The sequence below is a fragment of the Campylobacter sp. CN_NE2 genome, assembly GCF_027797465.1.
Taxonomy (GTDB): domain Bacteria; phylum Campylobacterota; class Campylobacteria; order Campylobacterales; family Campylobacteraceae; genus Campylobacter_B.
The window spans coordinates 1,184,870-1,207,278 of the sequence record NZ_CP115608.1 but is presented as its reverse complement, the minus strand read 5'-3'; the positions used below and the strand labels follow the sequence as shown (position 1 = coordinate 1,207,278).

The window sequence follows — 22,409 nt, the reverse complement described above, 5'->3', positions numbered from 1 at the left end:
TCCTTATTTTATAAATTTATCGGCATCATTACGGTTTTTAGATCACCACTAGATACTACAAATGCCGATTCAGGGTTATTAAATTCTAACAAGAAGCTATTTTCTTCAATACTAGTTAAAAAGTCAAGTAAAAATCTATTTTTGATACCAAAAACTATATTTTCATCAACTTCGTTTTGAATTTCGATTTCAGTTCTTGCTTCTGAGTTATCTTCATTTATACTTTCAAAAACAATTCCGTCAGGTTTAATCGTGATTTTCATCTGTTCGCACATTGAGCTTACTGCTTTTATACCTTCAATCATCTTATCACGAGAAATATTAACACTAAAAGCTGTTTCGCTTGGCACAACTCTTGCATAATCAGGGTATCTGCCATTGATTAGCTTTGTAAAAAATTCGAAATTTTCGCTAACGGCTAAAAGCACGGTTTCATCGTAATAAATTTCGATTTTATCACTGAAAAGTTTTTGAATTTCAGCTATGGCTTTTTTAGGGATTATGATATTTTTTCCGTTTGAATTTGTTTGCGTTTTTAATTTATAAATACTAAGTCTTTTTGTATCGGTTCCGACTAAATTTATAAAGCCGTCTTTAACATCAATCAAAGCTCCGTTTAGCTCATATTTTGGATTGCTAGTATCGATTGAAGTAAAAATTTTCTTTAAACTTCTACCAAAAACCATTGTGTTTATATCGAATTTATCTTTGTTTGAAACATTTGGAAATTCAGGGAAGTCTTCGTGGTTATACATAGGAAGTTTATATTTTGATCTTTTTTGTTTTACAAACAAAGAGCCATTCATAACTTCAAGCGTTACATCATCGTCATTTAAACCTTTTATAGCATTTAGTAATTTTGTTCCGTTTGCGGTAGCAAAACCTTCATCTTCAATAGTTACATTTTTGATATTGTAACTAAGTCCGATTTCATGATCTGTTGCTTTTATGCTTAAAACGCCGTTTTTAGCGCAAAGTAAGATATGAGAAGTAATAGAACTTAAATCCTTTTTATCCAAATAAGGATTTGTGTTTGTAATTATACTGTCAAGAACGGTTTTATTAATTACAACTTTCATCTTTTATCCTTTACAAATTTATTAAATTTTATTGTTGTTATAGTTGGCTTTGTGAATTTGTGAAAAACTCTTTGTAAATTCGTAAAATAGGCGAAATTTAAATCACGCAAATTTGAAAATTTATCACAATTCATCACTAAATTTAATCCTTTTTTCGCTGAATTTTATTTTTTAACTCTTCAACTTGCAGTCTAATTTCATCATCGTTATCTATTAGTTCGTTTATTTTTTTTATATTATGACTAACGGCACTGTGGTCGTTTAAGCCAAAAAATTTAGCTATTTGTGCGGTTGAATTTGAAGTTAGAGTTTTAGCTAAATAAATTCCTATTCGCCTTGCATCGACAATGCCTTTTGTGCGAGTTTTGCTTTTTATATCGCTTGGTTTTATATTTAGCTCTTTTGAGATAATGTTAAGTATGCTATCAAGCGAGACTTGATCCATTTTTTCTTTTATTTTATCTTGAACGAAATTTTTAACGATTTCAAGCGAAATTTCAGCTCTAATAAGCCTAGAATAGGCTAAAATTTGACTCATAATTCCTTCGATTTCTCTTATGTTATCGCCCATATTTGTGGCGATGTATTCGATGACGGCTTTTGTAAGAGTGATTTTATTATCATAACTTTTTCGCTTGATAATAGCTATTTTAGTTTCCAAATCAGGCGGAGTAATATCAGCCACAACTCCGCTTTCAAAACGGCTAATAAGCCTATCTTCAAAGCCTTTTAAATATTTTGGTTTGCAATCGCTTGTTAAAACAATCTGACACTGCTTTTTTCTAAGTTCATTAAATGTGTTAAAAAACTCCTCTTTTGCCTTTTCTCTGCCTACTAAAAACTGAATATCATCTATCAAAAGAAGGTCGCAGTTACGGTATTTATTTTTAAATTTATCGGTTATTTTATTGGCTATGTGAAATGTTAAATCATTTGCAAATTGCTCACTAGTTACGCATAAAACTGAATTTCCTTTTGCTATGCCGTAGTGTCCTATACTTTGGAGTAAATGAGTTTTACCCAAACCACTTGGACCGTAGATAAAAAGCGGATTAAATTGTTTTCCGGGATTTTCCGCAACACTTTTTGCAAGATTGTAAGCAAATTGATTTGAATCGCCAACGATAAAATTTTCAAAAGTAAAAGATTCAAACAAAAGCGAACTTTTTGGCTTTTCGCTCTTTTGAATTTGATCTTTTTGTGAAATGCGTGATTTTGAAGTGATTTTGATGATAGGTTTGATGCCGGTTTTATTTTCCCAAAGTCTTGTTAGTAAATCGCCGTATTTTGTCTGAATAAATCTTGCTATAATCTCATTTGGGACATTATAGACGACAAAATCAGGTTTGGAATTTTTCTCGTTAAATTTGAGCTGTTTTGCGTAGCGGTTAAATTCGACGGGCAAAATTTCCTTTTGAAATAGAGTTAAAATTTCATCTTGTAACGATAACATCAAAATCCTTAGATAAATAAACCATAAGATTTTATCTAAAATTTAATAAATTGATGATTAAATTTAATATATAATTTTGTGAATAAATTTATAAAAAACGCGTGAAAGAGTGTGAATGAAAATTTTAGGAATAGATCCGGGAACCAGAAATATGGGCTATGCGATTTTAGAAAAAAGCGTGAATAAAATTAGTTTAGTCGAAGCAGGGCTTGTGAAAATGAAACCTGAAAATGTTCAATTTCAAATGACACAAATGTGCGAAGCGATTGATCAAATTTTTGCCACCCATAAGATCGATGAAGTGGCGATTGAGAGCATGTTTTATGCTTACAATCCGCAATCAGTTTTAAAATTAGCCCAGTTTAGGGGAGCTTTGAGTTTAAAAATTTTGCAAATTTATGGAAATTTTGCCGAATACACGCCTTTGCAAGTTAAAAAAAGCGTAACGGGCAAGGCAAAAGCGGCAAAAGAGCAGGTTGCTTTTATGGTAAAGCGAATTTTAGGAATTCAAAAAGAGATAAAACCGCTTGATATTACCGATGCAATCGCAATCGCACTAACTCACGCAAACAATTTAAGGTTACAAAAATGAAAAAGAAAATCGCCCTAATCCAAGCCGATATTAAATTTCGCAAAAACGATGAAAATTATCAAAATTTGCTAAATTTGATGAATTTAGCTATGGCTGAAAAGCCTGATTTTATCGTTTTGCCTGAAACGCTAAATTGCGGTTTTTTCACTTCTAAAAATTTGGTTGAATTTTGTGATAAAGACGGAAAGAAAACAAAGGAAATTTTTAGCAAATTTGCTAAGCAAAATTCCGTAAATATCGTCGCAGGAAGCGTTATGAATTTAAAAAATGATAAAATTTATAACTCAAATTTTGTTTTTAATCGAAACGGCGAAGTGGTGAGCGAATATGATAAAATTCACACTTTCTCCCCAGCAAAAGAAGACGAAATTATCAAAAGCGGCGAAAACTACGGCGTTTTCGAGCTTGACGGCGTTAAGTGTGCCGTGGCGATTTGCTATGATTTGCGTTTTGGGGATTTTATAAAATCGCTTTGTGGTGCAGGGCAGGGCGAAAATAGCGAAAAAAATAGGGCTGATTTGCTTTTTATCCCAGCCCAATGGGACGAAAAACGGATAAATCACTGGAAAATTTTAAATTTCGCCCGTGCTGTGGAAAATCAAGTTTTTGTTTGTAGCGTAAATGGAAGCGGCGAAATAATAAATTCAAAAGGCGAAAAAAAGGGCAAATTTGGCGGAAATTCGCTTTTGATTTCGCCAAACGGCGATGAAATTTTAAATTTAGGCGAATTTCAAAGCGTGAAAACTGCCATGATTGATTTGGACGAAATTCAACAAATTCGTGCTAAAATAGACATTTCAAAAGACACAAAATTTAAAATTTCAAAGGATTTTTAGATGAAAAGTTTAGTTTTTGTTATCGATATGGTTAATGGTTTTTGTAAATTCGGTGCGATGGCTGATCCAAATATCGCTAAAATCGCCCCTGCAATCGCAACGCAAATCGCAAATGCCAAATTCGTGCATTTTATCTGCGACGCCCACGAAGAAAGGGATTTGGAGATGAAAAGCTATCCTGTTCATTGCATAGCAGGGACACCAGAAGCCGAGATAATCGATGAACTTGCCGAATTTGCCACGCCTGAAAATACAACGCTTAAAAAATCCACAAACGGCTTTTTAAATTTGGATAAAAATATTTTAGATGATTTTGATAGATTTATCATCACGGGCTGTTGCACGGATATTTGCGTGTTGCAGTTTGCACTTTCTTTGCGAACTTATCTAAACGAAAAGAATATGAAAAAAGATGTTATTTTGCCAAGCTCGTGCGTTTCAACTTACGAAGCACCGAGCCACGATAAAGAATACTACACAAATGCGGCGTTGAATTTAATGCGAAATGCTGGAATTTTGGTGGTTTGATTGTATTTTTTAGGTTGAATTTAGCCTAGCTTTTGCACCAAATTTGCAACGATAGACGAATTAAGTCTTATCTTATGCAAATTTGGTGCAAAATCGTCGGCATTTGTAGCTCAAATTTGCTTAATTTGTCATTGTGAGAATTTTTGCTACGCAAAAATTCGTGGCAATCTACAAATTTTAACAACCAAAATCGTCGGCATACGCAGTTTAAATTTAAGTTGAGCTATTTTGTCATTGAAAAAATCTAGCAAAATGAAAAATCACAGGGAAATAAAAAAAGAAATGGTGTCAAGAGAGAGACTTGAACTCTCGACCTCCGGCTTATGAGACCAGCGCTCTAACCAGCTGAGCTACCTTGACACTTAAAAGAACTGCGATTATACCTGAATTTTGCTTATATCAAATTTAAAAAGGTTAAATTTTGCTAAAAATTTCGGTGCAGGTCAGGTTAAATTCGCAAATTTATCACTTATAAAGTTTATTTTAAATAGAATTTTACGAATTTATCAAAAAAGGAAAGAAAAATGAACGCATTTTTGGTTATTTGTGCCGTTGTTGCGGCGTTAGTTTTGGCTGTTATTAGCATTTATAACTCGCTTATCGGCAAACGAAATCAGGTCTCAAACATCTACGCAGGTGTCGATACTCAGCTTAAAAAACGCTACGATTTAATCCCAAATTTAGTCGCTGCCGTTAAAGAGTATCTCACGCACGAAAGAGAAGTTTTAACCAAAGTTACCGAGCTTAGAAACGAAGCTATGGCGGCGAAAAACGACGCGCAAAAGTTTGATTTAAACAACAAAATTTCAACGCTTCTTGGCAACATAAAAGTCGCTGTTGAAAACTACCCTGAGCTAAGAGCGAACGAAAATGTGCTTCATCTGCAATCAACCCTGACCGAAGTCGAAGAGCAAATTAGTGCGGCTCGCCGTGCTTACAACGGAGCGGTGTTAGATTACAACAACGCTTGTGAAATGTTTCCGACAAATTTGGTAGCAAACTTTTTCCGCTTTGAAAAACGCGAATTTTTCGCAGCCGACGAGAGCGAAAAAGTCGCTCCAAATGTAAGCGAAATGTTTAAAAGATAGGCTAAATTTTGCACGATTCAGGCGTCAAATTTAATCAAAACGAACTAGCAAATTTAGAAAATTTGCGAAAAAGCGTTGCTTCAAAAATTTTAAAAATTAAAATTTTTTGCGGCGTTTTGGGTTGTGTTTTGGCATTTTGGTTGCTACGAAGTTCCGGCGATTTTGGTATCGCACTTTTTGCCGGTGGCTTTGTGGCGATTTTTGTTTATGGACTGCTTAGCTCTCGCGTTAAAAAGGGCTTTGGGAGCGAATTTAAAGATAAAATCATAACGCAAATCATCGCTAGTATTTCGCCAAATTTAGCTTACGAAAAAGACGAATTTATCGAATTTAGCGAATTTAACAAAGCCAAAATTTATAACGATTTTTACGATATTTATAACGGAAACGACCTGATTTACGGCGAATTAGAGGGCGTGGAAGTTAAATTTAGCGATATTCGCCTATCAAGGCTAGTTAGAAATTCAAATCGCCCAAATCAGCCTCCAAGCGAACAAAGGCTATTTTACGGGATTTTCTTTGTGGCTGATTTTAACAAATTTTTTAGTGCAAAGGTCGTGGTGCTTGATAAGAAAAATCATTTTGCCTTTTGCAATATGAAAAAAACCAAAATGGATAATAGCGAATTTAACGATACTTTTGCCACTTTTTGTGATGATGAAATTGCTGCTCGTTACATTTTGACGCCAAATTTAATGGAAAAAATGCTTTATTTGCGTAAATTTTTTGGTGCGAAGTGCGATTTTTGCTTTGTGGAAAATAAAATTTATATCTACATAAATTTAGGCAAAGATAGCTTTGAAGCTGATTATAAAGTCCCGTTAATAGGCGAAAACTCAGCTCCGCAACGCTACCACGACGAGATAATGCAGTTTGTGGGTATCGTAGAAAATTTAAAGCTAAATTCTAAGATTTTTAAAGCTCATTTGGGGCAGAATTCGGCGAATTCGAGCGAGAATTCAACTCAAAATAGTGCAGAGTAGGGCAAAATGAACGATGAGCAAAAAACGCTTTTAGAGCTTGAAAAAATGCGAAAAAAGATAGTTCGCAAAATGCCGGAATTTAGCCTTATGGCGATTATTTTTGCCGTTTTTGCGGCGATTTTTATGACGCTATTTTTGACATATTTGGGGCGAGTGTTTTTTGAGACCAAATTCGGTGGCGTGGTGGCATTATTGATTTTTATATATTTTATTTTTCACTATTTTAAGCACTACAAACACGAATTTACGCAAGATGAAGCGTTTAAATTTATCGATAAATACAAGAATTTTTACCTAAAAAACTACATAAATTCGCTCGGTTTTGAATACCGAAAAATAGGGCATATCCACGCACTTGATATTATGAAAAGTGGCTTGTTTGCGAGTTTTGACAAACAAAGCGGAAACGATAAAATCTCAGGCGAGATCGACGGAGTTAGATTTGTTTTTAGCGATTTGCTAATCGAAAATAAAATCGAAACCGAAGACGGAAGCGTTTTTGTAAAAAATTTGCCGTATTTAAATACAAATTACGATACAAAAACCTTTGTAACGGCGTTTCAAGGGCTATTTTTTATGGCAGATTTTCACAAAAAGATAAATTCAAAAACCGTCGTTTTGTCCCGTGTGGGTCGGCAAAACGGCGAAATTATCGCCAAAAATAGATTAAAAGATATAAAAATGGATAACACCGAATTTAATAAGCTTTTCGAAGTTTTTACAAACGACCCGCAAAATGCGATGTATATCCTAAATTTTTCGCTTATGGAGCAGTTGATAAAATTGCAAAAAATGCTTAAAGATCCCATAAGCGTGAGTTTTGTGGATAATCGCATTTTTATCAAGGTCGATCGTGGCTATGATAGCTTTGAGCCTGATTTAAGCCAAAATATCGTCAATAAAAACATCGCACCGCGCATAAAAGCCGAACTTAATGCAATGTTTGATATAGTTAAAATTCTGAAACTTAATAGTAAAATTTGGGTGCTAAATGCGCAAAATAGCGTATTTGAAACGAAAATCAACGGAAAAATTTAATGGGTAAAGATTTTAAAAACTCATCGCTAAAAGAGCTTTTGAATTTAGAAAGAGAGAGAAAAGAAGCGCATTCTAAAAAATCCAAAAGAAATTTGAAGGCGTTTTTTACGACATTTCTCTCTCTTCTCATTTTTGCACTATGGTTATTGGGTTTATATATTGAAAAACACGACAGCTTTATTTTTGGAATTGGTTTTTTTGGATTTGCTGTTGTATTTTTCTTTTACTTTAAACATTTTAGAGATGAATACGAAATGGAAGATAAATCTTATTTTATAGATAAATATAAAGATTTTTATCTAAAAAGATATGTAAATTCGCTAGGGTTTGAGTATTCAAAGTATGGTATGATTAGTCTTAATGATATTTATTATTCAAATTTATTTTCTCAGTTTCAGTTATATGGTGGAAATGATTTAGTTAGCGGTAAAATCGATGATATAAGTTTTAAATTCTGCGATTTATTATTGAAACGGAAAATGAGTAGAGCAGAAAATGGAGAAGAATATGGCGTTGTGGTTTTTCAAGGGCTTTTATTTGTAGCCGATTTCAATAAAAAAACACAAGGTCGTATCATCGTAATGCCAAAAACCAAGATAAATAAAAACGGATACAAAAAGATAAAAATGGATAATAGCGAATTTAACGATGAATTTAGCGTTTTTGGCTCGGACATACAACAAACAATGTATATTTTAACTCCTGCGTTTATGGAGCGAATTTTAAGGCTAAAAAGATTGATGAAATGTCCTATTTCGCTAAGTTTTTTAGACAACAAAATTTTTATAAAAATCGATCGCGGATATGATAGTTTTGAGCCGAATTTAAACAAAAGCATTATTAGCCAAAGTATGGCGCCACGCATAAAAGCCGAACTTAATGCAATGTTTGATATAGTTAAAATTCTGAAACTTAATAGTAAAATTTGGATAGTTAGGAGAAGCGATGAGCCAAATTTCTTATGAGTTGAAGCGTAAAAAGTTATGCGAAGCTCAAAAATACTCTCGTTTTAAATTGCAAGGCATTTTGGCGTTGATTTTTGTCGGTTTATTTTTCGCTTATCGGGCGAATTTTGGCAAATTTTGGTTTTTGTATCTGCTTGTGCTGGGCTTTTTTTGCTATGCCGTTTATGTTTATTGCGAAAAAAAGCTCGAAAATTCGCAAAATGCGAAAGAAAATGAGCTTTTCAATAACGAATTTTTAGTCGGCGTGGCAAAGGAGCTAAATTTCACATTTCAGCCATTTGGTGCCTTTTTTATAAACGATTTTGACGATACTGCCTTTCAAAAAGGTGCGAATTTAGCCGTTTGTAATCAAAGCATAATCGGCAAAATAGGGCAGGGCGAAGCGAAATTTGGGGATTTGCGTTTGGTGCGAGATTTCAAACGCAAAAAGAAATTTTTTGATTTGGATAAGATTTTTAATCGCATAAATGACGGCTCGATTTTCGACGGATTTGTGGCGAAATTTAACTATGCCGTGCCCTTTAATAGCGAAATGGAAGTGGTGCTAAAAGGCGAAGCTCCAAGTGCGAATTTAAAGCTCTTAAAACAAAGTGGAAAGCTTAGCGAAATTTTTGACATTTATGTCCCCGACGGGGTGGAATTTTTGCAAAACGGCGGCGTGGAAGTCGTCGAAAATACGCAAATTTTGGCTAAACTTCAAGCCATAATGGAGAATTTAATCGGTAGCACGGCTTTGTATTTAAAAGGAAATTCGCTCATCATCGCAGTAGAAAACAAAGAGCTTTTTAGATTTAACAAAAACGAAAAAGATGTCAATGTAAAGCTGTTAGAATCGATGAAGTTGATGATGCAGATAGCAAAGAATTTGGAAAATAATAGAGAGTTTTTGTGATTAATTTTGGCATTGAATTCAGCCTAGCTTTTCCGCAAGACGGGCAACGATAGACGAAAAAAGTCTTATCTTATGCCCGTCTTGCGAAAAATCGTCGGCATTTGGTTTTCAAATTTTAAGTAGAATTCAGCCTAGCTTTTCCGTGATTCTTCGCAAAATTCGCTCGAATAGCCAGACGGCTAATTCTTCGCTCATTTTGCTCGAAAACACGAAAAATCGTCGGCATTTGGTTTTCAAATTTGTTTAATTTGTCATTGCGAGAGAGCGAAGCGAACGAAGCAATCGCCAATGGTAAATTAATCAAAATGTGAATTTGTAAATTTAAACTTTGGCGATTGCTTCGACCACTGCGTGGTCTCGCAATGACAATGGAAATGAATTTGCAAAACAATTCAATGTAAATTTGGCAACCAAATGCCGACGATTTCGTGCGTTTTGAAGTAAATTTTGAGCGAGATAAGGCTGGTATGCCTATCGAAGCGAAAAATTTACGAATATCGCACGAAAGCTAGGCTCGTTTCAACTACGCCAAGACAAAATTTATTGGCAACCTTCGCACTCTATACTTCTATCTGCAACATCATTATTAAAATTATCCGTCGATGGGCTTTCGCTTCTTAGATAATATGTCGATTTAATGCCAAGCTCCCACGCAAGGGTGTAAATGTCATTTAGCACCTTACCGCTAGCCTTATCAAGCGTGATAAAAATATTTAGGCTTTGACCTTGATCTATCCATTTTTGGCGGATTGCACCTGCTTTTATAAGCAGTCGCTGGTCTAGCTCGTATGCCGGAACATAGGCTTGCCAAGTATCGGGGCTTAGATTTGGCACGACCACAGGAATCATACCGCTTAGGTTGTGTTCGAACCATTTGCGTTTATACACAGGCTCGATAGTCTGCGTAGTGCCGACTAAAATCGAAATCGATGAAGTCGGCGCAATCGCCATTAAATAGCCGTTTCTCATGCCGTCTTTTTTGACTTTTGCTCTAAGTGCGTCCCAGTCGCAAGAGTTATCTTCAAAAAGTCCCCCACGACCGACTAGTTTTTTGGCGTTTTCGTTTGCTAAATCGATTGGGAAAATTCCTTGCGACCATTTTGAGCCCTCAAATTCAGGGTATTTTCCCTTTTCAAGAGCTAAATTTGATGAAGCGTAAATGGCGTTGTAGCTTATGTTTTCCATGATTTTATCTATTGTTTCAAAATGCTCGTAACTGCCCCAAATAATGCCCTTTTCGGCAAGCATTTGCGCTTCGCCCATTACGCCTAAGCCTATGGCGCGAGAGCGTAAATTCGTGCGTTTTACCTTTGCGTGTGGGTAAAAATTTAGCTCGATGACATTATCTAGCATTCGCACGGCGATTGGCACGACGCGTTTTATGTCTTCTTGGGTGTGAATTTTGCTTAAATTTACACTTGCGAGATTGCAAACTGCCGTCGCGCCTTCATCTACGCCCTTTTCTACGATGAAAATGTCTTTGCCGTTTATCGTATCAAGTGCCGTGATTTTTTTGGCTTTTTTAGTGATTTTACCATTTACGACGACTTCTTCATTTTCTTCGAAAAGTTCTTCCGTGCCGTCAGCATAGACGATTTTAGTTTTGTAGTGGTTTGCCTGTGTATTTTGAAAAATTTCGGTGCATAAATTCGAGCTTCTAATAATGCCTTTGTGCGAATTTGGATTAACCCTGTTTGCGTTATCTTTAAAGCACAAAAACGGCATTCCTGTCTCAAAATAGCTAGTTAGGATTTTTTTCCAAAGCTCTTTTGCTAGAACGGTTGATTTGCTGATATTTGGGTCGTTTTCGTAGGCGATATATTTTGCTTCAAATTCTTCGCCCCACACATCGCACAAATCAGCCACATCGACAGGGTCAAAAAGTGTCCATTTTTCGTTATTTGCTAGGCGCTTCATAAATAAATCGTTTATCCAAAGAGCTGGGAAAATTTCATGCGCTCTGCGGCGTTCTTCGCCTGAGTTTTTACGCAAATCCAAAAAGTCGTTTATATCCATGTGCCACGGCTCGATATACACGGCGATTGCGCCTTTTCTGGTGCCTAGTTGATCCACAGCCACGGCTATGTCGTTTGTGATTTTTAAGAAAGGTATTATGCCACCTGCTGCGTTTTTGTGTCCGTCTATACTACCGCCCATTGCGCGGACTTTGCACCAGTCCCAGCCGATACCACCGCCGAATTTTGATAAAAGCGCCATTTCTTTATAGCTATCAAAAATTCCTTCGATATTATCAGGCACAGAACCGACATAGCAAGAGCTTAGCTGGTGGCGTGTGGTGCGTGCGTTTGAGAGTGTCGGAGTGGCAAGCATGACTTCAAATTTGCTTATTAAATCGTAGAATTTTTTCGCCCAAGTTTGGCTGTCTAGCTCATTTTGTGCCAAAAACATAGCAATCGCCATAAACATGTGTTGAGGTAGCTCGATAGGCTTTCCTTGTTTGTCTTTTATAAGATAGCGGTCATAAAGCGTTTTTATGCCAAGGTAGTTAAACTGTAAATCTCGCTCGATTTTTATGTAGTCATTTAGGTCATCTAGGTCGTATTTTTCTTTAAGTCCTAGCATAATGCGACCCTCGGCTTCGCCGCGTTCGAAGTATTCGCGTAAATGGTTGTAGCCGTTAAATGAAGTTACTTTGTGATACAAATCATACAAAAACAGCCTTGCAGCGACAAATGTCCAGTTTGGGCGATCTATGTCGATTTTATCGACTGCGGTTTTGATAAGCGTTTGCTGAATTTCTTCTGTGGTAATCATATCACGAAACTGAATTTTCGCATCGACCTCGAGTTCGCTAAGACTTACATTTTCGATACCTGCGACCGCTGCTGTGGTGTATTTTTTGATTTTTGAAATGTCTAATTCTTCGGTTCGTCCGTTTCTTTTGATAACTTTCATTTACACTTCCCATCTGAATAAAAATTAATGTTTGGATTGTAGCTTTTTAAGCCTTAGAAACTAAGAAAAGTTTTTTTAAATTTTGCTTAGATTTTTTTAGTGTCATTGCGGAACTGCTACGCAGTTTCTCGCAATGACGGTAGTGGGGTAAATTTGCAAATTTACGGATTATCCCCAAAGCCAAAAATACAACGCCCTAAAAGACAAAGCCCAAAAAACTCTATAAGAGTAAGTTTTGGAGCGCTAAAATGTTTCACAGCAATCGCATCCCACAGCGGGAAAAAACAAGCGGTGATTACAAACAAGAACGCTAGGCTGATGATTGCCTTGATAACAAATTCAAAACAAACTTTGGTAAAGCTCTTTTTTTCTTCCATAATTAATCCTTTAAATTTTATCTACCCAAACACACGAGCGAAAATCTTATCCACATTTTTGGTGTAATATCCATAATCAAAACACGCTTTAATCTCGTCTTCGCTCAAAGCTTTTCTTAGGTCGTCGTCGGCTAGTAAATTTTGCAGATACAAACTAGCTCCGTTTTCATCGATAGCTTTTTTGCCTTCTTGCAAATCAGCCCAAACTTTCATCGCATTTCTTTGCACGATTTTGTAGGCTTCTTCGCGCGATAGCCCTTTTTTAGGCAGTTCTAGCAAAACTCTTTGTGAAAAAACTAATCCGCCTGTTAAATTTAGATTTTTCATCATATTTTCAGGATAAACGACTAAATTTTCGATCAAATTTGCAAGGCGATTTAGCATAAAATCCGCCGTTACAAAGCCATCTGGCAGTATAAATCTCTCAACTGAGCTGTGGCTAATGTCTCTTTCGTGCCACAAAGCGACATTTTCCATAGCAGGTATCGCATAACTTCTTAAAACCCTGCAAAGCCCCGTTACATTTTCGCTAAGAACCGGATTTCGTTTGTGTGGCATTGCCGAGCTTCCCTTTTGTCCGGGGGCAAAATACTCTTCACACTCATAAACTTCTGTTCTTTGGTAGTGGCGGATTGCTACGGCGATTTTCTCGCAACTTGAAGCCAAAATTGCCAAAGCGTTCATCACTTGCGCGTAGCGATCTCTTTGTATGACTTGGTTTGATGCCGGGGCTGGTTTTAAGCCTAGATTTTGGCAAACTAGCTCTTCAAGTTCTAATGGAGCGTGAGCGAAATTTCCCATTGCACCGCTGATTTGACCGATACTTATGACGCCATAAGCGTGTTTTATAAGTTCTAATGCACGATTTATCTCATCGTGCCAAATTGCTAAAACTAAGCCAAAAGTTATCGGTTCGCCGTGAATACCGTGGCTTCTGCCTACCATAAGCGTATTTTTGTGTTTCATCGCTTGATTTTTGATTGCCGTTTTTAGGGCTTCGATGTCAGCGATAATCAAATCCAAGCTATCTTTTATCTGCAATGCCACAGCCGTATCGATACAATCGCTACTTGTCATACCATAATGCACAAATCTGCTCTCTTCGCCCAAGCTCTCGCTCACGCTGGTTAAAAACGCAATCACATCGTGCTTTGTCGTTTTTTCGATTTCGTCTATGCGTTCGACGCTAAATTTAGCGTTTTTGCAGATTTTTTCGCAATCATCATCAGGGATAAAGCCAAGCTTGTTCCACGCCTTGACTGCGGCTAGTTCGACTTTTAGCCAAGCGTCGTATTTGGCAAACTGCGTCCATTTGTCTTTCATAATTTTTCGTGCGTATCGCTCTACCATTTTTGTGCCTTTATTTGAAATTTGATATAATCCAAAATTATATTAAAAAAGGGCTGAAAAGTTAGTTAATATGGCGTATGAGAAATTTAGTTTAGGCAAATTTACAAATCGGCGGATTTTTGAAATTTTGCTGGGCTTGGGGCACGATATGAAAGGCGCTCAAAGGCTGTGTGATAAGGGCAGGGTGCTGGACGGCTCAGGCGTGGTAATGGCGAAAAACAGCGTGGCAAATGGGGAGATTTTTTTGATAGATTATAAATGTGAGCCTGTTGGACTGCGACCGATTTTTGAATGCGAAGAATTCGCCGTATTTGACAAGCCTAGCGGAGTGCTTTCTCACCCAAACGGCAGAGGTTGCAAATATTCGCTTTATGATGAAATTTGGTCGCTTTACGGGCGAAGTGCGGCGGTCGTGCATAGGCTCGATAAAGAGACAAGCGGCGTGATACTGGTCGCAAAAAATTTGGCTAGTTTAAATGCGTTGAAAATGCTTTTTGAAAATAGGGCGGTGAAAAAATCATATTTTGCTTTGGTGAGCGGGAGAGTTGAGCGAGAATTTGTAATCGATGAGCCAATAAGCGAGAGTTTAGAAACTGACGAAGTGGCGATAAAAATGCGAATTTGCGAAAACGGCAAAAAGGCGATAACTGAGATTTATCCGATAGAATATTTTAGCGAATTTAATGCGACTTTTGTTCGAGCTGTGCCACTGACTGGAAGACAGCATCAAATTCGTTTGCATTTGTTTCATGTGAAACACAAAATTTTAGGCGACCCGCTTTACGGGACTGACACGGCGACTTTTGAAGCGATTTTGGACGAGAAATTAAGCGTGTGTGAGCGGATAAATTTAACAGGCGCTTCTAGGCTTTGCTTACATGCGGCGAATTTGAGTTTTGAATTTAACGGACAAATTTATGATATTCAAACAAAGGCTGATTTTAAAAGCGAGTTTTTGAAAGCGTTAAAATTTTGAAACAAAATGGATATAAAAATATTGCCTCAATAAATTCTATATTTATTACAAATTTCTAAACTTGATAAACTGATTGGTATTATGAAAAAACGATAGCTAAACCAGCTAAAATTTGCAAATTTAAGCAATTTTTAAGGGGGGGGGGGGGGGTATGATATTGCAAATTTTAATCTGAAAGGATAACATGGAAGAACAAGAATTTTTAACATGTCCATTTTGTGGCAAAGATGACATAAAATTTGGTGCGATTGTTTGTGGTGATTGCAAGGCAGAGCTTGCTTATGGTTGTTCGTGGATTTCGTGGTTTGTGGCTACGATAGTTTTATTGTTTATTGGTCTTGCCACTCTTAATAATGGAGGCTTATTATGGATTGGTGGCGGCATACTTACTTTGCTTGTGGGAATATCTAAATTCAAAAGGAATCGTAAGTTAAAAGATAATCCGGAATTTATACGAGCTCAAAAGCATGTAAAATAAATCTATTTAAATTATAAATAATGGGCTAGATTGTTTTAAGAATTTTTTCTAGCAATTTAGCCCATTATTTTTTCTCGCTTAAAACTACATAAAAAATTCCACAAATGCCGATTATAGCGACGATTGCGATAAAAACAACTTCGATTATATCAAGGGCGGTCATTTTTGCTTCTTTCTTTTAGTTGTCCGCACGCCGCACTAATGTCTAGCCCCTTGCTTTGGCGAATCGTGCAGGTTACGCCATGCACACTGAGATAATCTTGGAATTTCACCATATTTTCAGTGCTTGGGCGCAGATACGGGCTTCCTTCGTGTGGGTTAAAATATATCAAATTTACCTTTGCTTTTATTCCGTGAAGTAGCTTTACAAGGGTTTTTGCGTCGCTAGGGCTATCATTTACGCCACCCATGACAAGGTATTCGAACATCACTCGCTTTCGCATATCTATGGGGAAATTTCGCACGGCGTCCATAACCGAAGCTATGTTGTAAGCTTTGTTTATCGGCATTAGCTTGGCGCGAAGCTCGTCGGTTACGGCGTGAAGCGAAATGGCTAGTAGCACGCCCAAATCCATTTCGCCAAGTTTTTTTATCTGCGTGGCTAGACCGCTCGTGCTGATAGTCTGACGGCGCGGAGCGATAGCTAGGCCGTCATTTTCTTTTAGAATTTGCACGGCTTTTGCGACATTTGCTAGGTTATCAAGCGGTTCACCCATACCCATATATACGACATTTACGCGTCTTTCGTAAGGGATTTGGTTTGCGATTTTTATGTATAAAATTTGCCCGACGATTTCACCTGCTGTGAGATTTCGCACAAATCCGCCTTTGGCAGTTAGGCAAAATGCACAGCCCATTTTGCAACCGACTTGCGAACTGACACAAATCGTGTATCTTGCATGGCGTGAAATTTTGCCGTTTTCATCGGCGACTTCATCTTTCATAGGAAGCAAAACGCTTTCTATGGTTTTGCCGTCTTTTAGCTCGAAAAGATATTTTTTGCTTCCGTCGATACTCTCTTCGCATTTTGCGCATTTTACGGGGTCTAAATAGAAATTTTCGCTTAAATTTGCTCTTAATTCCTTTGGCAAATTTAGCATTTCGTCGAAATTTTTAACGCCTTTTTTGTAAATCCACTCATAAATTTGCTTGGCTCTAAATTTTGGCGTAACGATTTGCGAAAGCTCATCAAGGGTAAAATCAAGTATATTTTTCAAATTTTGCCTTTTTGTTTTAAGTAATTTTCTAGCTTTTCTTTGGCTTTTGCATAGTTTTTTATAAAGTCATTATGTGCGTTTTCATCGCAAAAATTCGTCGCACAAAAAATTCCTAGACAAGGAATTTTAAAAATCTCGGCGACTTTGACGACAGAGTAAAATTCCATATTTTCTAAAAAATAACCTTTTTGAAAGAAAATTTCAGCCGAATTTTTATCTGTCGTTATAAAATTTGATGAATTTGTTATGATTGTTTCATGTGAAACATCGCCGTTAAATTTAGCCTGTATCGGCGAATATGAAAGCTTTAAAAGTGCCGATATTTCGTCATTTACAGCGATTTTACTCTCATAAATTTCTAAAATTTTTCCGTTTTTATAAAGCCCGCAAGAGCCTATAAAAATGATTTCGCTTGGTAAATTTGACGAATTTTGCGATAAAATTTTTGTCAAATTTATCGCGCTTTCGACTAGTCCAATACCGATAGGAACGGCAAATTTAAAGCTCTCAACACTTCCTGCACAGATAATCAAACTCGCACCTTTATGCCGTTTTTAGCCAAATATTTTTTCAAATCGCAAATTTCTATCTCGCCAAAGTGAAAAATACTAGCCGCGAGTGCCGCATCAGCCCCGCACTCAAAGGCTTCTTTGATATGCTCCATATTTCCTGCTCCCCCACTTGCGATGACAGGGATTTTTAGCATTTTGCTAATTTTACCCGTAACTTCCAAGTCAAAGCCGTTTTTGGTGCCGTCCGCGTCCATAGAAGTTAGCAAAATCTCCCCAGCACCACGAGATTCTACTTCTTTTGCCCATTTATAGGCGTCAATCCCCGTATCCGTGCGACCGCCGTGGATAAAAATGTTATAGCTATTTCCGGTTTTTTTGACATCAAGAGCAACCACGACACATTGAGAGCCGAATTTTTTCGCTGCTTCGTCGATTAAATTTGGATTTGAAATGGCGGCTGAGTTAATGCTAACCTTGTCGCAACCGACATTTAAAAGCCTTGAAATATCGTCAATCTTGCGAATTCCACCACCCACGGTTAGCGGTATAAAAAGCTGTTTTGCCACGCTTTCGACCACATGCACGATAGTATCGCGGTTTTCAAAACTAGCAGTTATATCTAAAAAACAAAGCTCATCAGCACCGCTGTCGTTGTAGATTTTAGCGACTTCGACGGGGTCTCCTGCGTCGATTAGATTTACGAAATTTACGCCTTTTACCACTCTGCCGTTATTTACATCAAGGCAAGGGATTATTCTTTTTGCGAAATTATTCAAATTTAACCTTTAAAAAATTTACTAAATTTGGCTATTTTAGCGAATTTTTGCTTAATCTAATGACTTTATAAGCAAAATTTAGATAAATTCGTCTGTTATGATTAAAGCGAAAAAAGAATTCGGACAAAATTTTTTAAAAGATAGCGTTATTTTGGATAAAATCGTCCAAGCGATTCCCAACGATACGAGCAATATCGTTGAAATTGGGCCTGGCTTGGGTGATTTAACTCTAAGACTTTTAAAAATTTCAAAAGTTAAAAGTTACGAGATAGATAGAGATTTAGAAAAAATTTTAACCGCAAAATTTGCCGATGAGCTAGAAAATGGGCGTTTTGAGCTTGTTTTGGGCGATGCGTTAGAGATTTGGCAAAACGGCGGTTTAAGCGAAAAAAAATATTTTTTGGCTGCAAATTTGCCGTATTATGTGGCTACAAATCTGATTTTAAGGGCGATTGACGATGATAATTGCCTTGGATTTGTGGTTATGGTGCAAAAAGAAGTTGCATTGAAATTTTGTGCGACAAGCAAAAATAGCAAATTTGGCGCGATTTCGGTTTTGGCAAATTTATTTGGGGTGTGCGAGTTTTTATTTGAAGTGCCGCCACTTGCCTTTGAGCCGCCGCCAAAGGTAACTTCGGCAGTAATGCGTTTAGTAAAAAATGAATTTTTGAGCGAGCATAAAAAATTCGCAAATTTAGACGAATATGCCGAATTTAAGGGCTTTTTGCGTATTTGTTTTTCTGCGCCGAGAAAGACACTTTTTAAAAATTTATCGTCAAAATTTGACAAAAATTTGCTAAATGAAATTTTCGCAAATTTGCAAATTTCGCAAACTATCAGATCTCACGAGTTAGATTTCGCCTTGTTTTTAAAAATTTTTAAAAATTTAAAGGTAGAAAATGAACGAAGAAAACAAAAGAGATAACGAAAGACCATTTAAAAAGACAAATCGTTTCAAAAAACGCAAAGAAAATTTAAAAAAATCGTTAGAAAAAAATGAAAGTAGTGGCGAAGAAAAAAGCCTAAATTCTACGCAAAATTTCACTAACAACGCCACTAACAACGCCACTAACAACGCCACTAACAATGCCACTAACAAACGCACTAACACAAACGCTAAAAGCCACAAAAAAGGGACTAAAAAGCTAACTAACATTAACGGTGAGAGTGCGTTTGATAACTTTTTTGCCGACGATAGCGACGGGGGCGAATTTTTTGATGATTTTTTCGCTGATGACACGGCTAAAAACCTAAATAATCTAAAAAATACAAATTTGCAAAATAACAAAAAAAGTGGCAAAAATAGGAAAAAATCGCAAAATTCAAAAAAAGCTAACGAAGCGACAAGTAGCGTAGAAAATTTAGCAAATTTAAGCGATGAAAATGCGATAAAATCGGTGCAAACAAGCAAACAAACAAAAAATTCGCAAGGTGTGAATTCGCAAAACGGGGCGAATTTGCAAAACGGCGCAAATTCGCAAAACGGCGAAAGTGCGAAAAACGCAAATTCGCAAAATCAAAGTTCTCAAAATGAAGTAAATTTACAAAACGGCGAAACGCAAAAACAAACTAATGCTTCAAAAAAATCAAAAAAACGCAAAAAATCAACACAAACGATAAAATTAAACGGCGAAGAGCCGTGGCAAAAGGCGATTGTAAGCGTGATTGAAGCAAATAAGGCGATGCATGATTTGCGTTTAAATCCACTTAAATATATGAACGGAAGCAACGACTGCGTTAAAATCACGCCGCTTGGTGGCTTGGGCGAGATTGGCGCGAATATGACGATTTTTGAGACCGCAACGAGCGCGATTATCGTCGATGTGGGTATGAGCTTTCCTGATGAAAATATGCTAGGAGTTGATATTTTGATACCTGATTTTGACTATGTTCGCAAGATAAAAGATAAAATTCAAGGTATCATCATCACTCACGCGCACGAAGATCATATCGGTGCGATGCCGTATTTTTTCAAAGAATTTCAGTTTCCTATCTACGCTACGCCGCTGCCACTGGGTATGATTTCAAACAAATTTGAAGAACACGGCTTGAAATCGGAGCGAAGCTATTTTCGCCCTGTGGAAAAGCGAAAAATTTATGAAATCGGCGATTTTGAAGTGGAATTTATCCACATAACGCACTCGATTATCGACGCTTCTGCGTTAGCGATAACGACGAAAGCTGGAACCATTATCCACACAGGCGATTTTAAAATCGATCACACGCCGATTGACGGCTATCCGACGGATTTAAATCGTTTGGCGTATTACGGCGATAGGGGCGTTTTATTGCTTATGAGCGATAGCACAAATTCGCACCGCGATGGCGTAACGAAGTCTGAAAGCTCAGTCGGTCGCACATTTGATACGATTTTTAGAAATTCTCATGGGCGTGTGATTATGAGCACATTTAGTTCAAATATCCACCGCGTTTATCAGGCGATCGAACGGGGCGTGAAATATGGTCGCAAGGTTTGCGTCATTGGGCGAAGTATGGAGCGAAACCTTTGGACTGCGATCGAGCTTGGTTATGTAAATTTAGATAAAAAGATTTTCATTGACCCAGAAGAGGTCGATAAATACCCTGAAAATGAAGTTTTAATCGTAACCACAGGCTCTCAGGGCGAAACCATGAGCGCACTATATCGCATGGCAACCGATGAGCATAAATACATAAAAATCAAGCCAACCGATCAGGTTATCATCTCAGCAAAAGCGATTCCGGGTAACGAAAATAGCGTTTCAACCGTGCTAAATTTCTTGCTAAAAAGTGGCGCAAAAGTGGCGTATCAAGATTTTAGTGAAATTCATGTTAGTGGCCACGCTTCCATAGAAGAGCAAAAGCTGATTTTCTCGCTAGTTAAGCCGAAATTTTTCTTACCCGTTCATGGCGAATACAACCATATAGTTAAACACAAAGAAACGGCTATGGAGTGCGGAATTGATGAGCGAAATATCTATCTTATGAGTGACGGCGATCAAATGGAAGTTTGCCAAAAGTATTTGAAGCGAGTAAAAACCGTTAAAACGGGCAAAGTTTTCATCGATAATCAAATCAACAAGCAAATTTCAGACGACATTGTAAAACATAGACAAAACCTAGCCGATGCAGGAATGGTCGTCATCATCGCGCAAATCGATAAAAACGAAAAAAGCCTAATCAAAACGCGCGTTGTGAGCTATGGGCTTGTTGATGAGAAGCAAAACGGCGAATTTACAAAGGATATGGAAGCCGTTATCGAGCAGTTTTTAGCGAATTTGAAAAATGAAATTTTGCTTGATAACCGCGTGTTGGAGTCGCAAATTCGCCAAGCCGTGCGAAAGCACATTTTTAGAAAAACGAAAAAATATCCGACAATCGTGCCGGTTATTTACCTAATGTAAGGGGCATTTTATGGGCATTTTAGAAAACGCAAAAGAGGTTTTAAAGCTCGAAGCAAACGAGCTTTTACGCCACGCAGAGCTTATCGGGGGCGAAATCGAAAGAGCGGTAAATTTGATTTTAGAGTGCAAAGGCAAACTAATCGTAACAGGCGTGGGAAAAAGTGGTCATATCGGCGCGAAAATCGCTGCCACTTTGGCAAGCACCGGCACTCCGTCATTTTTTATGCATCCCACAGAAGCACTGCACGGCGATTTGGGAATGGTCGGCAAAGATGATTTGGTTTTGGCAATAAGTTTTAGTGGCGAGAGCGAAGAGTTAGTGCGAATTTTGCCACACATTAAGCGATTTGGTGTGAAAATCATCGCAATGGCAAGTAACAAAAATAGCTCTTTGGGGCGAATTTGCGACGAATTTATTAGCCTTAAAATCGAAAAAGAAGCGTGTCCTTTGGGGGCTGCGCCTACGGTTTCTACCACGCTAACACTTGCACTTGGTGATGCGTTAGCAGTGTGTTTGATGAGTGAGCGAAAATTTCAAAAAGAAGATTTTGCAAACTTCCACCCGGGCGGCAGTCTTGGCAAACGGCTATATCTAAAAGTCGCCGATGTCATGCGAACTAACGATTTGCCGATTGTTAGCGAAAGTGTTAGTCTAAAAGAAGCCATAAATGCGATGACGCACGGCAAACTAGGCACCGTTTTGCTAACTAACACTAACGGAAAACTAACGGCGATTTTAAGCGACGGCGACTTGCGACGGGCTTTGATGAGCGAGAATTTTAGCCTTGAAGAAAGCGCGATTAAATTTGCCACAAAATCGCCAAAAACCATTGAAAATTCGCAAATTTTAGCTTCCAAGGCGTTGGAGATGATAGAAAATTTCAAAATTCAGCTTCTTGCCGTAACTGATGAAAACGGCACCCCAATCGGCACCGTGCATATCCACGACCTTAAAAACATAGGGCTATAA

General features: G+C 37.4%; 21 protein-coding genes and 1 tRNA gene. 13 read left to right on the top strand and 9 right to left on the bottom strand.

Going from position 1 to position 22,409, the window contains the following annotated elements:
- Window positions 1-8: 8 nt before the first annotated feature.
- Window positions 9-1,079 (bottom strand): DNA polymerase III subunit beta, encoded by a 1,071-nt coding sequence (dnaN, locus tag PF028_RS05960; RefSeq protein WP_270861067.1) that lies wholly within the window; start codon window positions 1,077-1,079, stop codon window positions 9-11.
- Window positions 1,080-1,221: 142 nt separating this feature from the next.
- On the bottom strand, window positions 1,222-2,532 hold the full coding sequence (gene dnaA, locus PF028_RS05955; protein WP_270861066.1) for a chromosomal replication initiator protein DnaA: 1,311 nt from the start codon (window positions 2,530-2,532) through the stop codon (window positions 1,222-1,224).
- Between the two features lie 115 nt (window positions 2,533-2,647).
- Here dnaA and ruvC point away from each other — a divergent pair, with 115 nt between their 5' ends.
- Genes ruvC through PF028_RS05940 form a run of 3 tightly spaced genes read left to right on the top strand, consistent with a single transcriptional unit; the run spans window position 2,648 to window position 4,488 of the window.
- Window positions 2,648-3,124, top strand: a complete 477-nt coding sequence (ruvC, locus tag PF028_RS05950) for a crossover junction endodeoxyribonuclease RuvC (RefSeq protein ID WP_270861065.1) — start codon at window positions 2,648-2,650, stop codon at window positions 3,122-3,124.
- The gene (locus PF028_RS05945) at window positions 3,121-3,960 is read left to right on the top strand and encodes a nitrilase-related carbon-nitrogen hydrolase (RefSeq protein WP_270861064.1); all 840 of its coding nucleotides are present in this window, start codon (window positions 3,121-3,123) and stop codon (window positions 3,958-3,960) included. Before ruvC ends, PF028_RS05945 begins: the two co-directional genes overlap by 4 nt.
- A complete protein-coding gene (locus PF028_RS05940) occupies window positions 3,961-4,488 on the top strand; it encodes a cysteine hydrolase family protein (protein ID WP_270861063.1) in 528 nt (175 codons plus the stop codon).
- 283 nt (window positions 4,489-4,771) lie between these two features.
- Here the strand turns inward: PF028_RS05940 and PF028_RS05935 are convergent.
- Window positions 4,772-4,848: transfer RNA gene (locus PF028_RS05935), tRNA-Met, on the bottom strand.
- Window positions 4,849-5,012: 164 nt separating this feature from the next.
- Between PF028_RS05935 and PF028_RS05930 the strand changes: the two genes are divergently transcribed.
- From PF028_RS05930 to PF028_RS05910, 5 genes are read left to right on the top strand one after another with little or no spacing between them, the layout of a single operon-like run.
- On the top strand, window positions 5,013-5,576 hold the full coding sequence (locus PF028_RS05930) for a LemA family protein (RefSeq protein ID WP_270861062.1): 564 nt from the start codon (window positions 5,013-5,015) through the stop codon (window positions 5,574-5,576).
- 8 nt (window positions 5,577-5,584) lie between these two features.
- Entirely contained in the window at window positions 5,585-6,559 is a 975-nt protein-coding gene (locus tag PF028_RS05925) for a DUF3137 domain-containing protein (RefSeq protein WP_270861061.1), read from the top strand.
- Between the two features lie 6 nt (window positions 6,560-6,565).
- A complete protein-coding gene (locus PF028_RS05920) occupies window positions 6,566-7,597 on the top strand; it encodes a DUF3137 domain-containing protein (protein WP_270861060.1) in 1,032 nt (343 codons plus the stop codon).
- Window positions 7,597-8,562, top strand: coding sequence for a DUF3137 domain-containing protein (locus PF028_RS05915; RefSeq protein ID WP_270861059.1), 966 nt, complete (start codon window positions 7,597-7,599; stop codon window positions 8,560-8,562). The genes PF028_RS05920 and PF028_RS05915 overlap by 1 nt, the downstream gene beginning before the upstream one ends.
- Window positions 8,543-9,454, top strand: coding sequence for a hypothetical protein (locus tag PF028_RS05910; protein ID WP_270861058.1), 912 nt, complete (start codon window positions 8,543-8,545; stop codon window positions 9,452-9,454). The genes PF028_RS05915 and PF028_RS05910 overlap by 20 nt, the downstream gene beginning before the upstream one ends.
- Window positions 9,455-9,994: 540 nt before the next feature.
- Here the strand turns inward: PF028_RS05910 and PF028_RS05905 are convergent.
- The 3 genes from PF028_RS05905 to purB all read right to left on the bottom strand — a co-directional run bounded on the left by PF028_RS05905 (window position 9,995) and on the right by purB (window position 14,097).
- The gene (locus PF028_RS05905; protein ID WP_270861057.1) at window positions 9,995-12,370 is read right to left on the bottom strand and encodes a ribonucleoside-diphosphate reductase subunit alpha; all 2,376 of its coding nucleotides are present in this window, start codon (window positions 12,368-12,370) and stop codon (window positions 9,995-9,997) included.
- 161 nt (window positions 12,371-12,531) lie between these two features.
- A complete protein-coding gene (locus tag PF028_RS05900; protein WP_270861056.1) occupies window positions 12,532-12,747 on the bottom strand; it encodes a hypothetical protein in 216 nt (71 codons plus the stop codon).
- 21 nt (window positions 12,748-12,768) lie between these two features.
- Entirely contained in the window at window positions 12,769-14,097 is a 1,329-nt protein-coding gene (purB, locus tag PF028_RS05895) for an adenylosuccinate lyase (RefSeq protein WP_270861055.1), read from the bottom strand.
- Window positions 14,098-14,167: 70 nt separating this feature from the next.
- Here purB and PF028_RS05890 point away from each other — a divergent pair, with 70 nt between their 5' ends.
- On the top strand, window positions 14,168-15,073 hold the full coding sequence (locus PF028_RS05890; RefSeq protein ID WP_270861054.1) for an RluA family pseudouridine synthase: 906 nt from the start codon (window positions 14,168-14,170) through the stop codon (window positions 15,071-15,073).
- Window positions 15,074-15,257: 184 nt separating this feature from the next.
- Complete coding sequence (locus PF028_RS05885; RefSeq protein ID WP_270861053.1) at window positions 15,258-15,551, top strand: hypothetical protein; 294 nt, start codon at window positions 15,258-15,260, stop codon at window positions 15,549-15,551.
- 149 nt (window positions 15,552-15,700) lie between these two features.
- On the opposite strand, the gene rlmN is transcribed toward PF028_RS05885, so the two are convergent.
- The 3 genes from rlmN to hisF are packed head-to-tail and all read right to left on the bottom strand — an operon-like array spanning window position 15,701 to window position 18,056.
- Window positions 15,701-16,768 (bottom strand): 23S rRNA (adenine(2503)-C(2))-methyltransferase RlmN, encoded by a 1,068-nt coding sequence (gene rlmN, locus PF028_RS05880; RefSeq protein WP_270861052.1) that lies wholly within the window; start codon window positions 16,766-16,768, stop codon window positions 15,701-15,703.
- Window positions 16,765-17,301 carry a phosphorylase family protein gene (locus PF028_RS05875; protein WP_270861051.1) on the bottom strand — a complete coding sequence of 179 codons (537 nt, stop codon included), beginning with the start codon at window positions 17,299-17,301 and terminating at the stop codon, window positions 16,765-16,767. The genes rlmN and PF028_RS05875 overlap by 4 nt, the downstream gene beginning before the upstream one ends.
- Entirely contained in the window at window positions 17,298-18,056 is a 759-nt protein-coding gene (gene hisF, locus PF028_RS05870) for an imidazole glycerol phosphate synthase subunit HisF (protein WP_270861050.1), read from the bottom strand. Before hisF ends, PF028_RS05875 begins: the two co-directional genes overlap by 4 nt.
- Window positions 18,057-18,153: 97 nt before the next feature.
- Here hisF and rsmA point away from each other — a divergent pair, with 97 nt between their 5' ends.
- From rsmA to PF028_RS05855, 3 genes are read left to right on the top strand one after another with little or no spacing between them, the layout of a single operon-like run.
- Window positions 18,154-18,981: a 16S rRNA (adenine(1518)-N(6)/adenine(1519)-N(6))-dimethyltransferase RsmA gene (rsmA, locus tag PF028_RS05865; RefSeq protein ID WP_270861049.1), complete on the top strand. Its 828-nt coding sequence runs from the start codon at window positions 18,154-18,156 to the stop codon at window positions 18,979-18,981.
- Window positions 18,956-21,439, top strand: a complete 2,484-nt coding sequence (locus tag PF028_RS05860; RefSeq protein WP_443101223.1) for a ribonuclease J — start codon at window positions 18,956-18,958, stop codon at window positions 21,437-21,439. The genes rsmA and PF028_RS05860 overlap by 26 nt, the downstream gene beginning before the upstream one ends.
- Window positions 21,440-21,449: 10 nt before the next feature.
- Window positions 21,450-22,409, top strand: coding sequence for a KpsF/GutQ family sugar-phosphate isomerase (locus tag PF028_RS05855; protein WP_270861048.1), 960 nt, complete (start codon window positions 21,450-21,452; stop codon window positions 22,407-22,409).